Below are 24,612 nucleotides of genomic sequence, written 5' to 3'. Positions count from 1 at the left end.
GGATTGTTAGACTTCCGAAGTTTCTAAAACTTCGGAAGTCTTTTTTTAATCTTCTTCTTGTACAGCATTTCTATAAAACAAGGTGTAAGGGTCGGATGGGTAGACCTTACTTTCTGGATTATGTCGAAAAGGAATATCGGGGTTGAAAATCTCTTCCAATGTTTCTCTCAGAAAATTTACAAACTGATTTTTGGTTTCGGCTAAAATTTCACTTTCCAATATTTCTTTTTTGCCTTTGAATAATGTCCCTTCTTCACGCATTCTTCGCGCTACATATAGATGAGGTTCTAAGTCTTGTATTCCTGTCTTTTGCTCAAAGATGTGCACATAGAATAGTGTCTGTATTAAGGCCTTGTTCTCTGTGTTGGGGGCAAAAACCTTGTCCAGTTCTTTGAACTCTACCGTATCCCCTCCGGTTTTATAATCGACAATACGAGTGATGACTTGTCCTTCATTTGTAATTACTTCATCGACCCGGTCTATAATACCGTATAAACGAACAATTTCTGTTTTTCCTTGTAAGGTAATTGGAAAATCCAGTATATAATCTTCATCGTTTTCCAGTTCAATGATGCGGAAAGCTGTATAATGTTCCATGTCATATTCCAAATACATCTTCACATATTCGCTTGCAATTTTTAACATAATGCGTTGCATGCTGCTCATCTCAGAAGCTTCTTGAAATTCAGTCTGGTATAGTGTAGCAATTTCACGGATCACCAATTGATCCACCTGATCTAGTTTATGGTGCAATTCAGTAGTAGGAATGTAGTCTTGATTACCTTTATATGGGGTGTAAAGAGATTCCATGACGTTGTGGATAACTGTTCCTAGACGATTCATCTCAAACTCTTGCGAAAGGGTAGGAGGTTCGGGTATTTCGGCTACGTGTTTTAAGAAAAACTGTAGTGGTGATTGCAGGTAGGTGGTTAATGCTGTCGCAGAAATTCGCTTCTTGTTTACGATGAAGGTCTCCCACAATTGTTCAGCGACCTTACCTGTTTTATGGATGATGAGTTCCGGAGCGGGTTCATCAAAATGTATAGGTTGCTGTTGGCTATGAATGACAAACTGGAAATTGCTTTCAAATTGCAGTTGTTTCAAGAAACGACTTTCTTCGCCTGTACTGCGTTCATTGACAATATTGTTGTAGAATACGTGAATCCCCTTGCTGTATTGTAAATGTCTATAGAACAAATAAGCCGACAGAGCATCTTGATTTTCCACCACAGGAAGATCGTAGGCTCTACGCAGGCTATTCGGCAAAAAAGTGGGAGATGCCGCTGTTTTAGGAAGGATACCTTCATTTGCTCCTAAGATATAAACATGGTCAAAGTTAAGACATCGGCTTTCCAGAAGTCCCATAATTTGCAGACCTTCCAAAGGGTTACCCTCAATAGCAGAATTGATGGGTGCTATGGCTTTGCGGACCAAACCGATCTGAAAGAGGATAGAAGTAGGATTTAATCGTTCCAGTCCAGTAGCAAGCTGCTGGACAACTTTTTGTGTTTCTACCAAGAGATTGCTATCTATCTGGCTCACCCGATCTTGTCCTTTTAAACTGGCTAAAAGGTAATCTAATAGCAAACTTAGGGCAGGGAGTAGACCAGTCGGGGAGGTAATGCGGCGAAAGAAGTTAGGCACGACCGAACTCTTTACCATCAATTCCTCAATTGGTATTTCAAACAGCTGCCTATCCGCTATATCCCGTAGTATAGTGTTCTTCTCTATTGTGGATAGCTTGACCAATGGATGGCTGATGAACGTTTCGACATACTGAAAAGGGATTTTCTCTTTCTTGTGATGGGAAATCTCTTCTTGAACATCCATCCAAAGATCCAATAATCCGTATATCGGAGACTGTACTAAAGGGTATCCTGTAGTGATATTGGGGTGCACATCGGGTAGACTCTGCAGCAAGGGGACTAATAAGCTTTCATCAGCAAGAAGTACGGCAGCAGATTGTCCAGTGTTTGGGGTATCGCTGAGGATATCGTGCAAAAGCTTGGTTTGACTGATATTGCCTGAAGCGGCATAAACCTGAATCTCAGATGTACGCTTGCCTATAATATCTGGAGCTTCTCCCAATGCATTATGCAGTTCATAGCGTTGTAGGTTTCTGCGGATGAACAACCCGGCTTCCTGTTGCTTGTCATTTAGATAATACTGGTCGACATCGAAATAAAAGAGTGCTTTTTCATCATCCTGCCATTGTTTGAAAAGGCTGACTTCGGCTTTATTCAAGGCGTTGAACCCAACAAATAACAATTTCTTATACGGTTGGGCGAAATTGGGTAGGTCAGCTTGTCCTTCGACTAGTTGACGGTATAAGGTCGGGTAATTGAACTGGTTTTCATTCTTTAGTTTTTCCTTGAAGCTCCTGTACAGTATGGGTAGTCGTTTCCATAATTTAAGAAAGCGTTGTTGTAACCCCGTATGTCCAGCAATGCTGAAAGATTGCCAGAACTGCCGTATAAAATGTTGCTGTTCTGCCGTAAAATGTTGGAAAGTCAGGTCGATTTTTGTCGTATCGTACAGCTCCATATAAACGTGGTCTACATGCACAAGTTCATAATCCAGTTCGCTAAAGTCACTGAGTATGATTTCAGCGATTGGATAGAACTCCTCTAAGGTTTCTGGTTCGGCTCCCTCTGCTTGTAGCAGCTCGTTGTGCAGTTGATAGAGGTGGAAAAACTGACTTAAACTGGAAGCTTCAGCAGCCTTGGTAGAACGTTTCAGAAACTCTTGGATTGTAAAGAACTGAGGAGACCAGATGGCCTGCCCGTACACATCGGCAAGATGTTTCTTGAGATAGGTAATCGGCCGCTTATTGTTGAATATGATAGCGATATCGGAAAGATTATTACCGAATCGTTGTTTAATATCTTCTGCTACGGCGTGTAAGAATGGTTTGTTCATTATTTTAGAATAGTTCTCTCAAATCATTGTCTTCAATTGTAATGAAGACTTCTTTTCTTTTCCCTTTTGATTTGGATTCAATCATTCGACATTATATCTAGTTATAAAGTAATTGATATATTGTTTTAAATACGTCCCTAAATAGTAAGGTAAATTCATTAACAAGTAAGGTTTTCCTTCGGGAGTAACGGTTTCTTCAATGTTGAATTTTCCTCCATACATTCTGACTGCAAATTGATGAGGAGCTTGATTCACAAATTGATGCAAGGATTTCAAACTTCCCGTTTTCCCTGATTTGATTTCAACTGGAATCAGAAATTTTCCGTGAGCAATGACCAAATCCACCTCTGCCGATGATTGCGTTTTATCCCGAACCCAAAAGTTGGTCTTTTTGTAATCCGTAGTATTCAAAGACAAAACTTCCTGATTGATAATGTGGGGTATAATCGCTCCTTTGTACGCTTCGCTAAGGTCTTTCATCAGCAACAAATCGGCTTGAATATTCAAATCAAAATTTAAAATCCCTGTATCCAAAAATTGTAATCGGGGAGATTTTTTATAATCTGGAAGAATAGGCGGCTCTACATTGGTGCAAGGATAAATTACCTGAATGACCTTTGCGGCATCTAAATTATGGAATGCCTCGCTCACTTCCCTCGACTTATAATTGGAATGTCCAAAATTTTGAAATTTAATCCGTTGGTCAACAAACGATGCAGCGGTATTGACGATGTGTTTCATCACATTTTCTTCCGATTTACTATCGGCATATTTTATTACATCGTCTTTGTAGGTGTTCCAAATACTTTCATAAGTCTGTGGAAGTACTAATAAATCTTGATTGGCAACATAGTTGGCGACAATTTCAGGCATTCCTCCGATAATACAATAGGTCTGGAACTCTTTCATCAAAAGTTCGTGGGCAATTTCGTCAATGGGAATATTCCGAAATCTTTCCAATAAATTCTTTTTTCCTTGTGCTTCAAGATATTCCTGAAAATTTAAAGGAAACAGATACAGATAATTAATCCGGCCTACCGGATAATTTTTGGTTTTCTTTAAAGCATGTTCCAACAAAGACCCCGCGGCAATGACATTCAATTTCGGCAAATCCTCATAAAAATACCGCAGAAAAGAAATAGCTTTTTCAGACTCTTGAATTTCATCAATAAAAAGGAGTGTTTCCGGAAATTCTTTTGGAGAAATTTCATTTTTTAATGCCAGAAAATTGACCAATTCCTGCACACTATTACTCCGTTCTACGAGGTTGGCATCTTCGTTTTTTTCTAAATTAAGCTCGATAAAATGGGTATAACTTTTTCCGAAACTACGAACCAAGGTTGTTTTTCCTACTTGTCGAGCTCCTCTTAATATCAATGGCTTGGCATTGGGAGTTGCTTTCCATTGCACCAACTCATCAAAAACATATCGTTTAAAATTCATATTTATCACAAAACAAACCCAAATTTATTGAAATCGAGTAACAAAACAAGGGTGATTTTTGTTTTATTATGTAATAAAACAAGGGCAGTTGTCCCTAATAACGTAATTCCTGCCTTTTCTCAAAACTACTTACTGTCAATCAAGGTTCAACCTTCGATCTATTCCACTTCCACCAACTCATCTATTTTGGCATAATACAAATAGCCTTTTACATCGGGGTGTCCTAAATTTACCAATGCTTTTTTATAGCGGTCAATTTGATATTGATGATCTGTATAATCGCCTTTAGTGAATTTGAAATCCAATACAATGGTTTCTTTTTCATTGGTAAATACCTTATCCGGACGGATAGTTTCCCCATCCTGTAGAATTATACTGGACTCGTTCCAGATTTTATACGGTCCCGTCAGCCAGCTATTGATAACGGGATGATTCCATATCTGGTGGATCTCCTGCATCAGGAAAGGCTGATCGGATTTTGCAAGAATACCTTCTTCGATAAACTGGTGAACAAAGTGATCGATTTCATGTTCCTTTGTAACCATTGAAATGATTTCATGCGCCAATATACCATACTGCGCTGCCTTTTCCAGCATCAGAATGCTGTTTATTGTGCGCTTGGTCGATTTATCCAAAGCTTTTTGAAGCTCGTGTGAAATAGGGTAGTGTGTCAATGCCGTGTTTTGGAAATGTATACGTCCCTGTTCTGCTTCAGCTTTTTGCGAGGTTGCTTCTACAGACGGAGCAACGGTTGTAGATTCGTCTTCTATGCACATCGTTCCTTGTTGGAGTCGGAAAGGGGCATCGTCGGAACTTAGTACTTGATAAAGTACATCGCTGATGTAATCGTTTTTGATTTCCAGTGAGGCAATTCCTGTTTTGGCATCTGTTTTCTCCTTAAAGGAAGGTGCCAGTATATATAGATGTTCCACTGCACGTGTTGTCGCGACATAAAAAGTATTGAGGGCATCCATGTAATTGAAGAGCATTTCTTCAAAATACTGTTTGAAGAAAATAGATTTCCCCACTGTACTATTGTACTTAATAGGAATCCTACCCAACTGCTGAAAGGGACTGTCGTGGGTGTTGATCCAGAAGTCACCATTGGTCATGCCGTCTAAATCCCAGGAACAGAACGGCAACATGACTACATCGTATGCTAAGCCTTTGGATTTATGAATGGTGGTGACTTCAATGGCGTTAATCCTACCATTAGAAGGTAGGACAGCCTTGTTGCCATCTTCTTCCCAGAATTCCAGAAACTGTGTAATACCACGCTCACCTTGAAGAGAGAAATTAGAAACAATATCCTTAAAAGCCAAGATGTAAGGCAAGTGGATGTTTTTTTCGTGGTGTAGGTCGTAGATTTCAATAAGTTGTTCGACCAAGTGAACCAAAGGAGCCTTCTGTAGCTCATTCCATACGCTAATCAACTTTTCGGGAAGGATTTCCTGCAAATCTTGTAACGTATTGTTCTTGAAAAGTAACCATTTGTCCTCAGAGAAAGATTTCTTTTGGCTAATGAGTTGATAGAGATAAGTGATTTTAGCACGGTGCAAAATGTGTTTGTCAGCATGGTACACCAGGGCTTTCAGTGTTTCGATGAGCAGTAAAATAGCATCGTTGGACAGCAAGGCAAGCGCGTCTCCGGAAATGAATTCTATGGCCAATCCGGTTTTATTTTTATGCTCCAATAGTTTTTGGATAACAGCCTTGGCCTGTGTGTTGCTGCGTACCAATATGCCTATTTGTCGTGGTTCGTAACGCTTAGATGATATCCAGATTTCTATTTTATTGCACAAGCGTTCCAAAGCTTCGTCCATGACTTTCTGTCGGCGGTAGCGGTTGTCTTCCACGGGAAGATATTCAATTTCTATACTTCCCTGTTTGGGTGCATTGATTTTATGTAGAGGTATCTCTTGTTGGCTTTGTGCATAGGCTTGGTTCAGCATCTGATGGTTACCGGAGGCTGTCCACCATTGCCATGCTTCCTCAGAGAGACTCTCCTGTACTTTATCGTTCAACAACTGTTGCAATTTCTGTGGAAGCTGTGCGAACAGATGATTGTTAAAGGTGATGATGCGTGGAAGACTTCGGTAATTAACGTCCAAAGAACCATTCTCGATGAAGTACTGACGTTGGTCGGGACTCAGGTGGAATGCTTGTGCCACCTGCTCCTCAACTTGCTGTAAGAGAATGCGCCAATCCCCATTGCGCCAGCGGTAGATACTTTGCTTGACATCGCCCACGATAAGATGTTCATGAAACTTGCGTTGAGCATTTCCTAAAGCATTTATCAATAAGGGGCTGTAGTTTTTCCACTGAATGCGCGAAGTATCTTGAAACTCATCAAAAAGAAAGTAGCTGTATCGGTTGCCAATTTTCTCCCAGATAAAGGTCGGGTCGTTGTTCTCGTCCAGACCTAATTTATTAAGCAATATCTGGGAATCAGAAATAAGCTGAGCACCGTTTTCCTTGCGCCATTGCGCTAACAGACTGCTCATCTCCTTGAGCAATCGTAGGAAGTAAAGATTGTTTTGTACTGCTTGGTAGGCTATATAGGTGGGAAAGAACCGGTGCAGATCCTCGATTTGTTGGAGGATGGGCATGAGTTGTGCCTTGAGGTCGTAGCGGATATTTTTATCGGTATCGGTAAAAGCATCATCGGATTCTATCAGTTTCAGAAACTTATCAAACAACTTCTGTAAATCAGAGGGGGATAACTTGCTGACATTACTATCGCTGTTGTCGGCCGAAATGAGCGCATTCCGGGATTTCCCTTTTAGGTCGTTAGCGGTAATTCCGAGGTTTTTGAACGTATGTTGGAAAGTCTTTATCGCTTCACTGAGAGACTGCAGGAATAAATTTGTTTTTTCCTCCACTTCCTGGTTTAGTAGCAGGAAAATATCCTGTGCATCAGCAGATGCCAAGTGAGCATCGAATTCTTGGAAATTTTCAGTAAAGATAAGACTGGCAAGCTCCATCAGCTGACGACGGTAGTTCCAGTTTTCGTTGTTGGCAATCTTCTTTTCTGCATAGTTGATTATCCAATCCAACAGGTCGGGACGCTCATCTAATAGCTGGTTGAGCATGACCGTAAGGTCTTGCTTCACCTTGTTGGTATTCATTTCGATCTTATAGGCAGCATCGAGGTTCAACTCGTAGGTGAAACCTCGGATAACCTTCTGTGAAAAACCATCGATGGTACTGACTGTGAAATGACTGTAATCGTGTAGTATTTTTCGGAAGATATGGTATGCCTTTTCTTGTATTAGTGCAGCATTCCAATCAGGAAATTGATTCAGTAACAATTGCCGAAAATCATTTGTGCGTGAACTATTATCGTCTAAAGCTAAGCCGCTCAATACGGTAAGAATACGTTCTTTCATTTCTGCCGTAGCTTTATTGGTAAACGTAACGGCTAATATTTCCCTGTAGTTGTTCTCATTGGTGAGCAAAAGGGTAATATAATGCAGGGTCAAACTGAACGTTTTGCCCGATCCTGCGGAGGCCTTTAATATTTTTAAGGGAGCTATCTGCTTCATGTTATGCCAAGAGATTAAGCGTAGTGCTTGAACAGGTTTGCAAGCCCTAATCCTGTAGGTTTTGCTTGCACGAATATACATAAAAAGGCAAGTTCTTGGAGGAGCTTGTTTTTAATTTTCATTTTCCCTTTTTAATTTTTATCTTTGCGTCCCTTCTTGCATGAAGCACGGGGGATATGTTGAATACATAAAATAATAAGAAAACATGGCAACTAAAATCAGATTGCAAAGACACGGTAAAAAAGGAAAACCTTTTTACCACGTAGTAGTAGCCGATTCACGTGCTCCACGTGATGGTAAATTCATCGAGCGTTTAGGTTCTTACAACCCTAACACAAACCCAGCAACTATCGTTTTGGATTTTGACAGAGCGTTATACTGGATGAATGTTGGTGCACAACCTACTGATACTGCTCGCGCTATCCTTTCTTACAAAGGTGTTCTTTACAAAAAACATTTAGAAGGTGGTGTTAAAAAAGGTGCTTTTGATGAAGCTAAAGCTGAAGAACTATTTACGCAATGGTTAGAATCTAAAGAAGCTCAAATCGAAGGTAAAAAATCAGGTTTAGCACAAACTAAAGAGAGTGCTAAAAAAGAAGCTCTTGCTGCTGAAGCGAAGAAAAAAGCTGACAGAGCTGCTGCTATCGTTGCTAAAAACACGCCTGCTGCAGAAGAAACTGCGGAAGAGGAAGTTGAAGCTCCTGAAGCAACAGAAGGTGCTGAAAACACAGAAGAAACTGAAGGATAATTTCTATTCATACAGATTCAAGGAAGCCGAATTCATTAGAGTTCGGCTTTTTTAATGAATTAAACTTCCTATTTCTCTTTGCCTTTTTACTTTTTACTTTTTACTTTGCAATATGGATATCAACGAAGCTTTTTACATTGGCTATATCACCAAGACACGTGGGCTAAAAGGTGAAATGCAACTTTTTTTTGAGTTTGAGGATTATAAAGACCTTGACTTTGATGTTGTTTTTCTGGAAGTCAATAAGAAATTGGTGCCTTACTTTGTAGATAGCATCAAAATACACAACAATAGTACAGCTTATCTTAATTTAGAAGATATTGACCATGTGGATAAAGCACAACCACTTTTGAAAAAGAAAGCCTATCTACCGAAGGATAAGATGCCGGAAAGAGATCCCGATGATTTTCGGTATTCAGATTTAATAGGATATCTGGTTGTTGATGAAAATGAGGGCGAACTTGGTGAGATTGTAGACGTACGTGAATTACCCCAACAGTTTATGGCGACGGTGGATTTTGAAGGGGCTGAACTGATGTTTCCATTGAACACGGATTTGATTCGTGGTATAGACCCCGAGGAAGAAGTCATTGTTGTCGAATTACCGGAAGGGCTTGTGGATGTTTATAGGGGTTAAATTTTTAAATTTTAATTCTATTCCCGATATTAGCATCCGCTTATAGAGAAAGGCAGAGGGAATAGACCCGCTGAAGCCTTAGCAACCTGACACAAGGTCAAGGTGCTACGTTCTACTCAATAGAAAAGTTGGGAAAGATAAGCTGAAAAACACAGGGTTTTGTGCGTTTTCTCTAAGCCTAAATCGAAAAAAACATGAAAATTGTAGATCATATCAAAAACGCAAAAGGGAAGACTTTGTTTTCTTTTGAACTGTTGCCACCTGCCAAAGGGCAGGGCATACAGAGTATCTTTAAGACGATGGATGAATTGATGGAATTTAAGCCACCATTTATTGATGTAACTTACCATCGGGAAGATTATCTGTATAAACAGCATGCAAGCGGCTTGTTGGAGCGTGTGGCGTATAGAAAACGTCCGGGTACTGTAGCTATCTGTGCGGCTATCATGAATAAATATAAGGTAGATGCTGTCCCTCACTTAATCTGTGGTGGTTTCACCAAAGAGGAAACTGAAAATGCTCTCATCGATCTTAACTTCTTGGGGATTGATAATGTCCTTGTTCTGCGTGGAGATGCTCGTAAAGGTGATGCTGATTTCATACCTACCCCTGGCGGACATGCTTATGCGACCGATTTGTTGCAGCAAGTTGCGGATATGAATCAGGGGAAGTATTTACACGAAGATATTGCAATCTCTGAGAAAACTGATTTTTGCATTGGTGTAGCAGGCTATCCGGAGAAACATTTTGAAGCTCCCAATTTCAATACCGACTTTAAGTGGTTGAAAAAGAAAGTGGAAATGGGAGCCGAGTTTATCGTTACGCAGATGTTCTACAATGTAGAGAAGTACAAAGAATTTGTAACCAAATGTCGCGAACATGATATTCATGTCCCTATTATTCCGGGCTTGAAGCCTCTGACGACCAAAAAACAATTGATTGCTTTACCAAAGATCTTCCACCTGGATATTCCGGAAGAATTGAGTGATGCGGTGTCTGCGTGTAAAAACAATGCCGAAGTACAGCAAATCAGCACGGAATGGATGGTGAATATGTGTCAGGAGCTTATTGAATTTGGTGCGCCGGTCCTACACTTTTATACGATGAGTAATCCCGGGCCAACTAAAAAGATTGTAGAGCAACTTGCATAACTCGCTACGGGGACTTTGATAAATTGCCTATTCAATTTGGAGAAATTGAATAGGCAATTTGTTTTACGCACCGAATTGCGTTCATTGATGGACTTCATTCGTTATTCATTTTTTTCAAATTGTATTTTCTCCAATGCTTTCTTCATCTGTTTTCCTGCAGTGAAGATGAGCCGTCTTTTATAGATATTCTCTTCGGAAACTTCTTGTGGACTATCGCTTCCAGTGCTGTTAATGCTCATTCTAAAGGATCCTAAATTGCCCAGTCGTACGATATATCCATCAGCGAGGGCTCTTGGGATTTCACGAATTAAGCTATGGAGGACACCATAAACGTCGGCTTCCGTCAAAGAGCAGGAATGGGATATCTGCGAAGCTAGTTCATCTAATGTGATTTCTCCCGAACTGATAGGACGGACGTAAAACTTTTTTGGTGCTGTGGGGTCTATAGCATTGCCGATTTCGTGAACGTTGTATTTAATGGACATAATTAAATCTATTTGGTTATGTATTTAAAGCTTTGCTTTCTCTGTGTAAAACAAACATAATTATTCTTGCGGAGAGATGCCAAATGTCTTGAGGGTAATAAGTGCTAAAACTATCGATTGTTAAATTTTGTTAACAGCTTCTTTTTAACAACAGATATAGCGTAGCTTTAAATTAACCAACAATAATATTTATGAAGAGCTACAATACAACAAATAATCTGATCGGATGGCTTTGTGCACTTATCGCGACTATTGTTTATCTCCTTACGGCAGATCGGTTTAACAGCTGGTGGGATACGGGTGAGTTTATTGCTTCTGCCAATAAGTTGCAGATTGTGCATCAACCCGGAGCTCCGTTGTTCTTGATGATACAAAATGTGTTTTCTAATCTGGCGATGGGGGATGTATCAAAGATTGCCTTCTGGATGAATGTCGGTTCGGCTTTGTGTAGTGGCCTGACTATACTGTTTCTTTTCTGGACAATAACGGCATTAACCCGAAAGGTTGTGCTGCGGAAAAGTGAACAGCCTACAACTTGGGAAACGGTGCAAATTATGCTTGCAGGTGCGGTTGGTGCTTTGGCTTATAGTTTTACAGATACATTTTGGTATTCAGCAGTAGAATCGGAAGTATATGCAATGTCTTCGCTCTGTACAGCTGTAGTCTTTTGGTTGATATTGAAATGGGAGCGTCGGGCAGATGAGCCTGATGCCAATCGCTGGTTGATTCTGATCGCCTATATTATGGGCTTGTCTATTGGAGTACATTTATTGAACCTCCTGACTATTCCTGCGATAGCACTGGTTATTTACTTTCGGAAAAATCAGCTTATTACCTGGAAAGGCGGAGCAAAAGCTTTATTGATTGGTATCGTGATATTGGCTTTTATACTATGGGGTGCTATTCAATATTCTCTTCGGTTAGCCGCAAGTTTTGATGTGTTCTTCGTCAACCAATTAGGATTGGGCTTCGGTTCAGGGATTGTATTTTTCTTTTTGCTTTTGGTCGGGGGATTGGTTTGGGGAATACGTTATAGCGTATTGCGAATAAAACCTATTCTTAATATTAGTTTGTTGAGCCTGAGCTTTGTTTGTTTTGGTTATCTGTCATTCGCGATGATTGCTATCCGTGCACATGCCGATCCGCCGTTGAACAACAATGCTCCCGATAATGTCTATTCTTTCTTAGGCTATGTTACACGAGTTCAATATGCGAAAGAACCATTGTTAAAGGGACAAACTTTCGATGCGCAGGTGACAGGTGTAAAGCCATCGGAAACTTATAAAAAAGGAGAACATAAATACGAAAAGATGAGTGGCGTTTCGGAATATACATTTGATAAAGAAACACTGTTCCCGCGTGTTTACAGCAGTAAGCATGCTGATTATTATCGTTCGTATCTTGGATTGTCGGCTAACGAAAGTCCCACTTTTGCAGATAATTTGCAGTTTTTCTTTAAGTACCAGTTAGGCAATATGTATGGCCGTTATTTCTTTTGGAACTTTGCCGGTAGACAAAATGATGAACAAAATTATGGTGGTTATAGCGATGGGAATTGGATTTCGGGGATAAAGGCAGTAGATAATGTATTGGTAGGTGGTCAAAAGGATTTGCCTGATGCTATGCGTAGCAACCCGAGTCGTAATGTCTATTATTTCCTTCCTTTATTTATTGGTGTAATGGGATTAATTTGGCATTTCCGTAGGGATAAACGCTTTGCTTCTATTGTGGCATTGTTGTTCTTCTTTACTGGAGTAGCAATTGTCATATATCTCAATCAAACACCTATACAGCCAAGAGAGCGTGACTATGCGTATGCAGGGTCGTTTTATGCCTTTTCTATTTGGATAGGGTTGGGTGTGATGGCTGTTGTAGATTTCTTGCGTCGTAAAGCGAGCATGAGAACATCTGTTATTACTTCGGGGCTGGTTTGTATGTTTGCAGCACCGATATTGCTGATTTCGGAAAATTGGGATGACCATGACCGTTCTGACCGTTCGTTGGCAAGGGATATGGGCTACAATTATCTGATGTCCTGTGAACCGAATGCTATATTGTTTACCTATGCAGATAATGACACGTTTCCATTGTGGTATTTGCAGGAGGTAGAGGGTATACGTACAGATGTGCGCATTGTGAATCTGAGCTACCTGACGTCACATTGGTATGTGCGGCAGCTGAACAATCAGGTAAATGAGGCTGCTCCAGTAAAATTGCCTTTTGATACCTCGAAGTTAGATGAAGGCATTCGTGATTATCTGCCTTTTGTGGATAGAGGGATCAACGATTATGTCAATGTAGATACATTGTTGGAATTCTTGTTGTCTGGTAATCGAGTGAACCAGGTAGAAATGCAATCTGGAGAATGGTTCAATTATCTGCCAGCGAAAAAAATACAGATGAGCGTAGATAAAGAAGCCGTCATAGCGAATAATGTGGTGCCTTCTGCCTGGAAGGATTATGTGGTGGACAAAATGCAGTGGGAATACCCGCAGAACCATGTTTCACGTGCAGAATTAAGCCTAATGGCGATTATATTGGAAAATAACTGGCAAAGACCTATTTATTTTACGAACTATACGCCTGCGGAAAATATGGCAGGACTGGATAAATATATTGTAGATGAGGGAATTGTGCGAAGGCTAATGCCTGTTTCGCTACCGGGGCAGGAAGACGGACAGTTGGCCGGTAATGTTGAAAAGCTGTATCAGAATGCCGTGCATACTTTTCAATGGGGCAAATATGGGAGTATGAACTTTGTAGATGTGGATTCTCGTCGACTCATGGAAAATTTTATCTATCCGGATGTTTATGTACAGGCTTCGCAATTATTAAAACAGCAGGGCGATTTGGCAAAAGCCAAGGAGGTGGCTATAAAAGCAGTTGAGCTGTTGCCTAAGCGGAGTTATAGCTTGAATGAAGCGTTAAGCTATACCGATATTGTAGATACCTTATATAAAACGGAAGAAATCGAACTGGCCAATAATGTGGTGAAACGGAACATATCTTTTGTAAAAGACTATTTGGACTATGCAGAATCCCTTGCCAATGATAAACCCGAAGCATTGGATACCCGTAAGATACGCTATTCTTTAGCCGTTTTGGAGATGTATGACAGGATTTTGGAAGGAACAGGAGAGAAGGAGCTGTATGCACAGGTGAATAAGACATTTACGCATTATCGGGATAAATATCTCGGGGAATAAAAGAGAAAAAGGAGGCGCAGTCCTTGTCTGAAAAGCGAAATATCATCGTCATTGCGAGGTGACGAAGCAATCTGATGATGTCAAAAACGCAGATTGCTTCGTCATGCTTCCTCGCAATGACGCGTTTTTTAGCCTTTCTTTACTTCCTTCGCCCAGCTATCTTTGAGTGTTACCGTACGGTTGAACACCAAGTGGTCTGCTGTAGATTTAGTATCTAAGGTAAAATAGCCTAACCGGATAAATTGGTATCCTTTGCCTGCTTCAGCATGTGCTAAGTCCGATTCGATATATGCCTTCTCGATGATTTGTAAGCTATCGGGATTAATCGATGATTTAAAATCTTCCGTTGCTGCGGGGTTCTCTTCGTTGAAGAGACGGTCATACAACCTTACTTCAGCTTGTTTGGCATGTGCTGCAGAAACCCAGTGGATAGTCCCTTTGACTTTCAATCCAGAGGTGTCTTCACCAGATTTTGAATTAGGGACATAGGTACAATGCACTTCGGTAACTTTCCCTTTTTCATCTTTCACAAAATCGTGGCATTCCACAATATAAGCATGTTTCAAGCGTACGGATAGTCCAGGACCTAATCGGAAAAATTTCTTCGGTGGTTCTTCCATGAAATCATCACGTTCAATCCAAAGCTCTTTGGAGAATGGAAGTACACGAGAACCTTCTCCTCCTTCTACTTCTGGGTTGTTCTCCCCAATAAGTTCCTCGGTTTGTCCATCTGGATAGTTGGTAATTACCAATTTGATAGGATCCAATACGGCCATGCGACGCCAAGCTGTTTGGTTAAGGTCCTCACGTATACAAAACTCCAATAAACCTACATCTATCATGTTTTCTCGTTTCTGCACACCAATTCGCTCACAGAAGTTGCGGATGGAAGCTGGCGTATAACCTCGACGACGAAGGCCTGAAATTGTTGGCATACGAGGGTCGTCCCAGCTTTCTACATGTTTCTCGTTAACCAATTGTAAAAGCTTACGCTTACTCATCACCGTATAGGTCATGTTTAGGCGTGCAAATTCATATTGTTTAGATGGGAATATTTCTAATTGTTCAATTAACCAATCGTATAATGCACGGTGTGGAATAAACTCCAGGGTACAGATGGAATGCGTGATTTTTTCGATGGAATCGGATTGTCCATGGGCAAAATCATACATTGGGTAAATGCACCATTGATCGCCTGTACGGTGGTGATGAGCATGCTTGATGCGGTACAACAAAGGGTCACGCAGATGCATGTTGGGGTTGGCCAAATCAATCTTAGCACGTAATACTTTTTCACCATCTTTGTATTTTCCTTCACGCATCTCTTCGAAGAGTTGTAAGTTCTCTTCGATAGAACGGTTACGGTAAGGTGTGGGTTTTCCAGCCTCGGTAGGTGTACCTTTAGCTGCAGCAATTTCTTCTGCGCTACTGTCGTCCACATAAGCTAAACCTTTTTTGATAAGTTGGACAGCATAGCCATACAAAGTTTCAAAATAATCTGAGGTATATAGCTCTTCAGCCCATTGGTAACCTAACCACTGAATATCTTGTTTAATACTTTCGACATACTCGGTGTCCTCTGTCACTGGGTTGGTGTCGTCAAAACGAAGGTTTGTTTTGCCATTGTACTTCTGCGCCAAACCAAAGTTTAAGCAGATAGACTTGGCATGACCGATATGGAGATAACCATTAGGTTCTGGCGGAAAGCGTGTCAGTACACGTCCGTCATGGGTTCCTTTACGAAGATCTTCTTCGATAATCTCCTCGATAAAATTCAGTGGTTTTTCATCATTTAACATCCTGCAAAGTTAATTATTTCGTGCTGATTTCCGAAGGTCTAAAAGTTGGGAAGTATAAGAATATAAAATCACATTTTATTTACTGTCGCATCCGAGAATCATTCCCGTTTAAAATGTGTATTTTTAGCTCCTTAAGTAAAGTATGTATATGTACAGACAGATATTGGTATTCTTCCTTATATGGTTTGCAGTTGACAATATGTTATATGCCCAAAAGACTAAAAAGCCGGAATTGTTGGTTTATGGCCACGATATGCTGTCCTTTGCGGCGGCTGTACAAGGTGCAAAATCGGATGTGCCAACTCTTTGGGTGGTGGATGCGCAAGATATACTTCCGGAGCTTTTCACACAGCAACTCTCCATTGAAAATCTTCCTGCTTTGGACGGGGGAATATGGATGGAACTGCTTATGGAAGTTGGATTGTCCAAACAGCGGAACGATTCCTTGGCCATTGTTATCAAAAAGGATATGAGTCCGAGATTGGTTCAAAATGCAGTGGAAAGAATATTATCTAAACAAACTAATTTGACGGTCGTTCGTGGAGAGAGGATAGAAAGTTTGAAACCGGTAAAGAAAGGATGGGAAGTTGTATTGACCAATAAGCACCGTTATCAAGTTCGTGCCATGGTGGATGGAAGTAATGAACAACAGTTGCCCACTTTATTATCTCAAGAGAATACTTGGGCAAAACCTGGACGGATATTACCTATCAGTCAATTGGAAAAGGAACAGTATCGGACGTTGCTTGCTTCAGGGGAAGCGGCTGGGGATATCTATGGTGTGTCCTTGCAACAATTGTTGTTTTCCGAACGTGATGGGATCTTTAGTATATTAGGCGTGCAGCAATTATTATCTGACGAAAGCACTGGCTTACCGATAAAGGCTGCAATAGGGCAGGCAATGGGGGCAGCGGCAAGTTATCTGGCATTTTTCAAAACGACTTCGGACAAGATTGATGTACGAAAGCTGCAAAGTGAATTGTTACTTTATGGGGCAAGAATTGTCCCTTATCAAGATATAGCTATTGAGGACGTCAACTTTGGGGCTGTGCAGCGGCTTGGTCTGTCGGGTATTTTTAAAGGAAGTACAAAAGATAGGGGATTTTATTTAGGAAAAGAGAAAGCCGTGACTTTTGCAGAAATAGAGCCTATCTTCAGACAGTTGTACAGCAGGAGTCAGCTCTGGTTTGTGGACAATACGGATGAGGAAATGACTTGGGCGAATTTTCTGGATCTCATTCGTTTTGTAGGCATGCGCGGTGAAGAAATTGAAAAACAAATAGAAAAGGATTGGTCTTCAAAGTTAAAATTTGAAGGAAGTTTTGATAGGGAGGCACAGGTCAGCCGTTATCAATTTGCAGCTATCCTCGATAGATATGCCAGTGCTTATGTCAAGGCAATTAATCAGGATGGACAGTTTGTGCAATAAAGTGGTCAGTAGTAAGTGAGAAGTTACCAGTCTGTTTACTTATCACTTACAATAGGTCACTTATCACTATCTATTCCCAACGTTTTTTAGGAACACAAGTGATATTTTGTGTTTTGCGTAGAATGATAGGACGTTGGTCAAAACGACTCTCAAGGACTAAAGAGTCTGTATCATGATAAGCCACTTTATACCGTGGGAGATAAGTTCCCGTGCGGTAACATCCGGAAGCTTTATATTTCCCATTAGGCTTGGCGTATATACCTTCTCCGATGAGACTGTCGCCACGGATGACGTACACACCTTTTGCATATTCTGTCCATTTGCCGTCTTGATAACAGGAATCTGGAATCCGTTGCGTTTTGGCATGAACTTTCATGACGGTGTATATGGAATCACAAGTGAATTTGAATTCATGCAGCGTATAATCCAACATTTGAGATTGATTAGGAATGCTATCCTGAATCCATACACCTTGTAGGTAGTCGGCTCCTTCTGATTGCATTTCCGAATGACGGACACAGCTACTTGTAAAGAAAAGCATGGCTATCCAAATGGATAGACATGCTTTCATGTTGTATTTATATGAGGAATAAATCACTAATCTATTTTAAACTTCCAACCATATCCTCTGGTTTCACCCATTCATCGAATTGCTCCGCTGTTACATAACCTAATGCAATAGCTGTTTCCTTCAATGTGGAATTGTTTTTATGTGCAGTTTGTGCGATCTCTGCAGCTTTGTAATAACCAATTTTGGTGTTCAAAGCGGTAACCAACATCAATGAGTTGTCTACCAATTCTTTGATACGGGCATGATTCGGTTCTATTCCCTGTGCACAGTGCTCGTCGAAAGAAACGCAGGCATCTCCTATTAGGCGAGCTGATTGTAGGAAGTTGGCTGCCATCACAGGTTTGAATACGTTTAGTTCGTAATGACCTTGTGTACCACCAATAGTAATGGCTACATCGTTACCCATTACTTGGGCTGCGACCATAGTTAATGCTTCACACTGCGTTGGATTTACTTTACCCGGCATAATGGATGACCCCGGTTCATTTTCAGGAATCAAAATTTCGCCGATACCAGAACGAGGGCCTGAAGCCAACATGCGGATGTCGTTAGCGATTTTATTCAAAGCTACAGCAAGCTGTTTCAATGCGCCGTGTGTTTCAACAATAGCGTCATGTGCTGCTAAGGCTTCGAATTTATTTTCGGCAGTTACGAAAGGATGTCCTGTGAAATCTGCGATGTATTTTGCAACCACGACATCGTATCCTTGGGGCGTATTCAAGCCGGTTCCTACAGCAGTACCGCCTAAAGCAAGCTCAGAAAGGTGAGACAAAGTATTTTTTAAAGCTTTCAAGCCGTGGTTAAGCTGTGCTACATAACCTGAAATTTCTTGTCCTAATGTCAATGGAGTCGCATCCATTAAGTGGGTACGGCCTATTTTTACGACATGCATGAATTCTTCGGATTTACGCTTAAGGGTGTCGCGCAATTTTTCCACACCAGGGATAGTTACCTCCGCTACAGCTTTGTAGGCAGCAATGTGCATACCTGTAGGGAAAGTATCGTTAGATGATTGCGATTTGTTGACATCATCGTTTGCTTTTAATACGGGTTCTCCTTCGCCGATTTTGCCACCTGCCAATACCTGTGCACGGTTTGCCACAACCTCGTTTACGTTCATGTTGGACTGTGTTCCTGAACCTGTTTGCCAAATTACTAAAGGAAACTGGTCATCAAGTTTGCCAGCCAAAATCTCGTCACAAACTGCGGCGATAGCATCACGCTTTTCTACGGGTAATACCCCTAATTCGTGGTTGGCATAAGCAGCAGCTTTTTTCAAGTAAGCAAAGCCTTCGATGATCTCTTTTGGCATAGAAGCGGCTGGTCCGATTTTGAAGTTGTTACGTGAACGTTCGGTCTGCGCACCCCAGTATTTATCTGCAGGTACTTGAACTTCACCCATGGTATCTTTTTCTATTCTGAATGACATGATGTTAAAGTAAAAATTAAAAAATACAAGTCAAAAAAGTGACGAATGGGCAACTATGTGTAATCGCTACAAAACGTCTGCTCAAAAGTATGAAAAAGCAGGGAGAAAACCGAATCTGTTCTACATTCCTAACCGCTTGTTTATACGCTCTTGGATATGATGATAGAGTTGTCTGGGTTTTAAGGTACGCCAAGGGAACTCGTTGAAATCACCCCCGAAATTGATATAGTAATCAATGTTCATAGATTTGAACTCTTGGATGACATGTTCACGAAAGTTAATAGCAACGACCCAACCGTCTTCTATGTCTTCATACCATTCTTCATAGTAAGAATCATCAGAGCTGTGGAAGTTCAAGACATTCTCGCCAATGAGTATAAATTTGTTAATCCCTTCTCCGATCATAATATCTATCAACTCTCGTTTGAGAATCATGATGTCGTTATAGATGGCATCATTCCATTCGCCGATCAACTCAATAATAGCATAGCCTTTTTCGTAGTCTGCGTAAAGTACTTTCAGATAGAGTGTCAGCGACCCAAAAGCGTCCCATTGCGGATGTAACAGGTAATTATATATCTGTTTATCAAATTCGAATTCGCTGTAAACCGTTCCATAGAAAGGGGACCGTTCGTCATCAGCGGCGATGTAATCGTCGCGCCATCGGTAGTAGGGTTCAATCTCGTGCATGACTAAGGACTTTGAAACCCCAAACATATAAAAAAATATAGTTTTTTTGCTTTGTTGGGAGGATTAGATGAGAAAACATTTACCCCTTATGATTGTCTCTTAATTGTTATAAGCGATATTAGGATTTTCGAGGAGATTTCTGTATATTCTGCTGATTCAGAATATTATTTTTGTTTATCAATAATTTGATAAAACTATATTAATTTTGCAACCGAATACTATCCATGCAAAAAGGTACTAAACGGAATATTTTTGTGGCTGCGACTTACGCAGCGGTCTTGCTTTTGGGCATAATTCTAGGACAGAATTATGTCAATGAGCAGGGGAGCAAGCCGGGAAGTAGTCTTGTGCCGATTGGACTGTCCAACGACACTTGGAAGATCCAACAGCTGATGGATTTGATTTCCAACACCTATGTGGATAGTGTGGACATGGATTCCATACAGCATGGGGCAATCAACCATATTATTTCGCATTTGGATCCTTATTCCTCCTATTTAGTGCCTAACGAATCCAAGCGGCAGACTGAGATTCTGGAAGGTACGTTTGAAGGAATAGGCATGGAATATTTCAATCTGAATGATACCTTACTTATTGTTTCCTTAATCAATAATGGCCCGGCGGATAAAGCGGGCTTTCGGGTAGGGGATAAAATTCTGAAGATCGGTGAACGGCAAGTTGCCGGTGTACAGGTGTCCCGAGAGGAAATCGAACGGTTGATTCGTGGTAAACGAGGTTCTTCCGTCAATATTCACATTCAACGGGATTCTTTGTCATTAACTGAGCCGATTAAGGTGGTGCGGGACCAGGTGACGGTGAGTTCACTAGACGTAGTCTATATGATTGAACCGACAGTCGGCTATATCAAGGTGAGGCGATTCGGTGTGAATACGGCTGAAGAGTTTAAAACGGCCCTTGTTGAGCTGAAAAAGCAAGGAGCGAAACGATTGATTTTGGATTTGCGGGATAACGGAGGTGGATATTTCCATGTAGCTATCAAGATGGCTAGTGAGTTTTTTCACGATCGGCGTCTTATCGTATACACAGAGGGTGCGCATGAGGAGCGGCATAATTATCATTCGGAGGGAAATGGTGAATTTGAAACGGGAGAGTTAACTGTTCTGATTAACGAGCAAACAGCTTCTGCAAGTGAAATTGTAGCTGGTGCGGTCCAGGATTGGGATCGAGGCATTATTATTGGGCGGCGTTCTTTCGGGAAAGGAATTGTGCAGGAACAATTTGATTTTCCTGATGGGTCTACTATAAACCTCAGTATTGCGCGCTATTTCACTCCTTTAGGACGTAGTATACAGAAAAAATATACGGCAAATTGGTCGAATATGGTGGATTTCAACTCCATGTACAAAGGACTATGGGCTGTTGATACGCTTTATGCACATGGCAAAGTCTTTCAAACCAATGCCGGAAACCAAGTGTATAGCGGTGGTGGAATCTTGCCTGATATTATCGTTCCACAAGATTCCAACTCGCTCAGCCTGTTGTATCAGGATCTGTTGCGTTATAGCTTTATTGAGCAATTTGTATATTCACGGTTTACCAAGCAACTTCCCGCATATTCCATTGAAAACTTTTTGCAGGGGTATAACCTGCCGGATAATGAGTACCATGCTTTCATCGATTTTGTGCGAAGTGAAGGGCTTCTAATTTCCGACCGTAGAAAGGCTGAACTGAGAGATTTGATAGAAACCGATATTGAAGCGTTAGTAGGGCGGTATTATTTTGGTCGTGAAGCCTATTTCAAGGTGAAGAACAGGGGTGATTCTTTTATCAAAAAAGCCTTGGAACGATATGGCCTTGTTAAGGTAGCAAGCTAATATCTGCCCAGATAGGGTAGTGGTCGGAGAGCTTTTCTTTGACAATCTGGTAATTTTCGACTTGAAATACCTTGCTGCATAACATATAATCTATTTGAAATAGGGGGAGCATCTCGTAATGCGTTACACCCCAGCCCTGTCCTTTTTCCCTAAACGTGTTTTTAAGGCCTCTGCTAATCAGATTGACGCTATAGGACATAGGGGTGTCATTAAAATCTCCCATAACGATGACCGGATAACGTGTTGCATCGATATGTTCACGTAAAGCTTGGGCTTGTTTACTACGTTTTTCGAATGCGTCTTTGAGCTTGCGACCTACACGATGAGTAGCTTTTTCTTCTGTATGCGTATTTGCAGAAGGGTTTTGAATAAATTCTTTGTCTTCGTTTTGTAGCGCAAAAGATCGCAGATGAACATTATAGACGCGGATTGTATCTTGCTGGCGGACAATATCGACGAAGATGATACGGTTTATCCCATATTCATTTTGGGTGATTGTTCCTTTGTTGATGATGGGGAATTTGGAAAAAATAATCTGTCCGTACCCTTCATGCTCACTCTTCATCGCAGGAGCAAAGTAGAAATCCTCAAATCCAGCATCTTGTGCTAGAATTTTACTGAATTGCTGTTGTCCTTTGATTTTGGTAAAAAACTCCTGCATACAAAGAATGTCTGGATCTGTTTTGTTGATTAAATCAATAGCTCCTTGTTTAAAGTCTTTCGTGGTAGGGTTTTTGATTTCTTTGAAAAGGTGTGCATTATACGTCATAATACGTAGAGTGGAATCACTTTTTTCAGAGGCTGTGTTCTGCGTTCGAAAGCCGATGTGCTGCGAGAGCAAGTTCCATCCCAGTAGGATAGGAATCAGCGTAAGTAGGGCATATCTTGGTTTACGTAAGAGCCAATACGCTACGAATCCCAGATTGATCAATAATATAGGTAAATATCCTAAACCCAAGAAGGCAATAGGCCAAACAGTTTTTGGATTGATGAAAGAAGCCGAATAACTGAGCAATAACAAGAGTACAGCTAGACAGTTGCCAAGCATGACCGTTCTGCTAAAGTACCCTAATTTCTTTTTGAATATCGACTTTCTTGCCATTATTCGTATTCCTCCTCTTCCTCATCGTAGTCATCACCTACTCTGAAAAGCGTTTCTTTTTCATATGACGTCAAGCTATCATAGCCGCTTACTGAAATTTTATCCAAGATATAATCAATTTCATCCTGATTGGGTAAGTCCGATTGATGTTTATATTTTAACGCACTACCTGTAAGGTTATTGTTTCTATGTACGACCTTTAGCTTACTGGGTTTGGTCTTTTTAAATAGTAAGCTCCAATCGTTGCCTCGCTGCAAAGCATATGTGAATAAGATTCCTCCAAATACCATGATAAGAAAAGTGACTGCGCCGGCTTTGTTTACTAAAGCTATGAATACCAGCTGTAGAGCTGTATAAACAATAGCGATGGTTTTGAGTTGCACGTTGCCAAAAAGAAACAATCGGATGTGCATTTGCGGGACTAGTGTCGCGATACTGGCGACTAAAGCACCAATGGCAAAGGCAGAGCTACTGAAAGATGTTTGAAAGCTCTGGTGCAAGATCGGGATAAACCCTAACAGGACATACAGAATGCCTCCTGTTAGTATGCTTGAAATATAGACAAACAGAAACTGTCTTTTATTGAGAAAATTGAGAAATGTGTTGCCAATCCAATATAACCACAGGCAGTCAAACAATAAGTGGAAGAGTCCTGTGTAGAGGAAAGAATAGGTAATGAGTGACCACGGTTGGGTTAAAAATCTTTCGGGAGAAAGAGGCAGCCGTAGATAATCCAGTGCATAGTCGTATAGGGGCATTTGGATAAGGTTTACCTCTTTCAATAAATCAAAAAAATGAATCAGCACAAATAATAATACCTGTGCAGATAAGATATAAGGGATGGGAGACTTGCTACGATAGGTGTCTCGCCAAAAGGCCCTTAACACATTTTCTTTTCTCTCCATAATTATTGATAACCTCTCTTAATTCCCCATACTTTCAGCAGGATAAATGCAAACAAAGCACCACCTACGTGAGCTAAGTGAGCAATAGAATCGCCCGAATGGGAAAAGCCTAAATATATTTCAATGAGTATTAAAATCGGGATAAAAAACTTTGCTTTAATCGGTACTGGAATAAAAAACAGGTACAGCGACATATTTGGAAACAAATAGCCAAAAGCTAAAAGCAAGCCATAAATAGCCCCTGAAGCACCAACCAGCGGTGTAGCGTAGATAGAAGCCAAGGTATTGAAGTCTTGTTGACTTATAGGCAGATTTGAGCTTACTCGATTGTTGAGCATGTCAAAGTTAATATATTCAGAAGCTCGGATTGTCCCTGCAATATTATAAACTTCAGCAGCTTGGACCCCGTATTGTAATACTAAAGCTCCAATACCGCAAATTAGGTAAAAATTCAAAAAACGTTTTGATCCTAAAATCTGCTCAATAATTGGCCCGAACATAACCAGGGAAAACATATTAAAGAAAATATGACTAAATCCGCCATGCATGAACATGTAAGTAATTACTTGCCAGACGTGAAAAAATGGCGAGTCTGGATAGAATACACCAAAAAAACGAGTAGCTTGCTCGAATATCAGCGACCCGATGAAACAGATAATATTGATTATAAGTAGGTTTTTAACTACTGGAGGCAGATTTGAAAGAAGGTTGTTCATAT

General features: G+C 40.7%; 17 protein-coding genes and 1 riboswitch. Of the genes, 6 read left to right on the top strand and 11 right to left on the bottom strand.

Annotation, left to right across the window (positions count from 1 at the left end):
- Nucleotides 1-45 precede the first annotated feature (45 nt).
- From BM375_RS05420 to BM375_RS05410, 3 genes are all read right to left on the bottom strand, one after another.
- Nucleotides 46-2,919, bottom strand: coding sequence for a PD-(D/E)XK nuclease family protein (locus BM375_RS05420; protein ID WP_093364257.1), 2,874 nt, complete (start codon nt 2,917-2,919; stop codon nt 46-48).
- A gap of 81 nt (nt 2,920-3,000) precedes the next feature.
- Complete coding sequence (locus tag BM375_RS05415; protein ID WP_093364256.1) at nt 3,001-4,362, bottom strand: ATP-binding protein; 1,362 nt, start codon at nt 4,360-4,362, stop codon at nt 3,001-3,003.
- Between the two features lie 158 nt (nt 4,363-4,520).
- Nucleotides 4,521-7,907 carry a UvrD-helicase domain-containing protein gene (locus BM375_RS05410; RefSeq protein WP_170852594.1) on the bottom strand — a complete coding sequence of 1,129 codons (3,387 nt, stop codon included), beginning with the start codon at nt 7,905-7,907 and terminating at the stop codon, nt 4,521-4,523.
- Between the two features lie 205 nt (nt 7,908-8,112).
- Between BM375_RS05410 and BM375_RS05405 the strand changes: the two genes are divergently transcribed.
- The 3 genes from BM375_RS05405 (at nt 8,113) to metF (ending at nt 10,443) form a co-directional block, all read left to right on the top strand.
- Nucleotides 8,113-8,655 carry a 30S ribosomal protein S16 gene (locus BM375_RS05405; protein WP_093364253.1) on the top strand — a complete coding sequence of 181 codons (543 nt, stop codon included), beginning with the start codon at nt 8,113-8,115 and terminating at the stop codon, nt 8,653-8,655.
- Nucleotides 8,656-8,767: 112 nt separating this feature from the next.
- Complete coding sequence (gene rimM / locus BM375_RS05400; RefSeq protein ID WP_093364251.1) at nt 8,768-9,292, top strand: ribosome maturation factor RimM; 525 nt, start codon at nt 8,768-8,770, stop codon at nt 9,290-9,292.
- A 37-nt stretch (nt 9,293-9,329) separates the two neighbouring features.
- Nucleotides 9,330-9,436, top strand: a riboswitch (SAM riboswitch).
- A gap of 50 nt (nt 9,437-9,486) precedes the next feature.
- A complete protein-coding gene (gene metF / locus BM375_RS05395) occupies nt 9,487-10,443 on the top strand; it encodes a methylenetetrahydrofolate reductase [NAD(P)H] (RefSeq protein ID WP_093364250.1) in 957 nt (318 codons plus the stop codon).
- A gap of 101 nt (nt 10,444-10,544) precedes the next feature.
- Here the strand turns inward: metF and BM375_RS05390 are convergent, their stop codons facing one another.
- Nucleotides 10,545-10,928: an HU family DNA-binding protein gene (locus tag BM375_RS05390; protein WP_093364249.1), complete on the bottom strand. Its 384-nt coding sequence runs from the start codon at nt 10,926-10,928 to the stop codon at nt 10,545-10,547.
- Between the two features lie 191 nt (nt 10,929-11,119).
- On the opposite strand from BM375_RS05390, the gene BM375_RS05385 reads away from it, so the two are divergent.
- Nucleotides 11,120-14,134 (top strand): glycosyltransferase family 117 protein, encoded by a 3,015-nt coding sequence (locus BM375_RS05385; RefSeq protein ID WP_093364247.1) that lies wholly within the window; start codon nt 11,120-11,122, stop codon nt 14,132-14,134.
- Nucleotides 14,135-14,262: 128 nt separating this feature from the next.
- On the opposite strand, the gene BM375_RS05380 is transcribed toward BM375_RS05385, so the two are convergent.
- Nucleotides 14,263-15,933 (bottom strand): glutamine--tRNA ligase/YqeY domain fusion protein, encoded by a 1,671-nt coding sequence (locus BM375_RS05380; protein ID WP_093364246.1) that lies wholly within the window; start codon nt 15,931-15,933, stop codon nt 14,263-14,265.
- 148 nt (nt 15,934-16,081) lie between these two features.
- On the opposite strand from BM375_RS05380, the gene BM375_RS05375 reads away from it, so the two are divergent.
- Nucleotides 16,082-17,362 carry a hypothetical protein gene (locus BM375_RS05375; protein WP_139227504.1) on the top strand — a complete coding sequence of 427 codons (1,281 nt, stop codon included), beginning with the start codon at nt 16,082-16,084 and terminating at the stop codon, nt 17,360-17,362.
- 70 nt (nt 17,363-17,432) lie between these two features.
- Here BM375_RS05375 and BM375_RS05370 read toward each other — a convergent pair whose 3' ends face one another.
- From BM375_RS05370 to BM375_RS05360, 3 genes are all read right to left on the bottom strand, one after another.
- Entirely contained in the window at nt 17,433-17,933 is a 501-nt protein-coding gene (locus BM375_RS05370) for a fumarate hydratase (protein ID WP_139227503.1), read from the bottom strand.
- 31 nt (nt 17,934-17,964) lie between these two features.
- Nucleotides 17,965-19,362, bottom strand: coding sequence for a class II fumarate hydratase (fumC, locus tag BM375_RS05365; RefSeq protein ID WP_093364241.1), 1,398 nt, complete (start codon nt 19,360-19,362; stop codon nt 17,965-17,967).
- Between the two features lie 120 nt (nt 19,363-19,482).
- Nucleotides 19,483-20,052 (bottom strand): hypothetical protein, encoded by a 570-nt coding sequence (locus BM375_RS05360; RefSeq protein ID WP_093364240.1) that lies wholly within the window; start codon nt 20,050-20,052, stop codon nt 19,483-19,485.
- A 224-nt stretch (nt 20,053-20,276) separates the two neighbouring features.
- On the opposite strand from BM375_RS05360, the gene BM375_RS05355 reads away from it, so the two are divergent.
- Nucleotides 20,277-21,887, top strand: coding sequence for a S41 family peptidase (locus BM375_RS05355; RefSeq protein WP_093364238.1), 1,611 nt, complete (start codon nt 20,277-20,279; stop codon nt 21,885-21,887).
- Here BM375_RS05355 and BM375_RS05350 read toward each other — a convergent pair.
- Genes BM375_RS05350 through BM375_RS05340 form a run of 3 tightly spaced genes read right to left on the bottom strand, consistent with a single transcriptional unit; the run spans nt 21,871 to nt 24,610 of the window.
- Nucleotides 21,871-22,989, bottom strand: coding sequence for an endonuclease/exonuclease/phosphatase family protein (locus tag BM375_RS05350; RefSeq protein ID WP_093364237.1), 1,119 nt, complete (start codon nt 22,987-22,989; stop codon nt 21,871-21,873). The genes BM375_RS05355 and BM375_RS05350 overlap by 17 nt on opposite strands.
- Nucleotides 22,989-23,894 carry a rhomboid family intramembrane serine protease gene (locus tag BM375_RS05345; protein WP_093364235.1) on the bottom strand — a complete coding sequence of 302 codons (906 nt, stop codon included), beginning with the start codon at nt 23,892-23,894 and terminating at the stop codon, nt 22,989-22,991. Before BM375_RS05345 ends, BM375_RS05350 begins: the two co-directional genes overlap by 1 nt.
- A gap of 2 nt (nt 23,895-23,896) precedes the next feature.
- Nucleotides 23,897-24,610: a rhomboid family intramembrane serine protease gene (locus BM375_RS05340; RefSeq protein WP_093364234.1), complete on the bottom strand. Its 714-nt coding sequence runs from the start codon at nt 24,608-24,610 to the stop codon at nt 23,897-23,899.
- Nucleotides 24,611-24,612 lie beyond the last annotated feature (2 nt).

Origin of the sequence: Sphingobacterium wenxiniae, assembly GCF_900116225.1 — a bacterium.
Lineage (GTDB): Bacteria > Bacteroidota > Bacteroidia > Sphingobacteriales > Sphingobacteriaceae > Sphingobacterium > Sphingobacterium wenxiniae.
The sequence above is the reverse complement of the archived record's forward strand: the minus strand, read 5'-3'. Positions and strand labels throughout refer to the sequence as shown.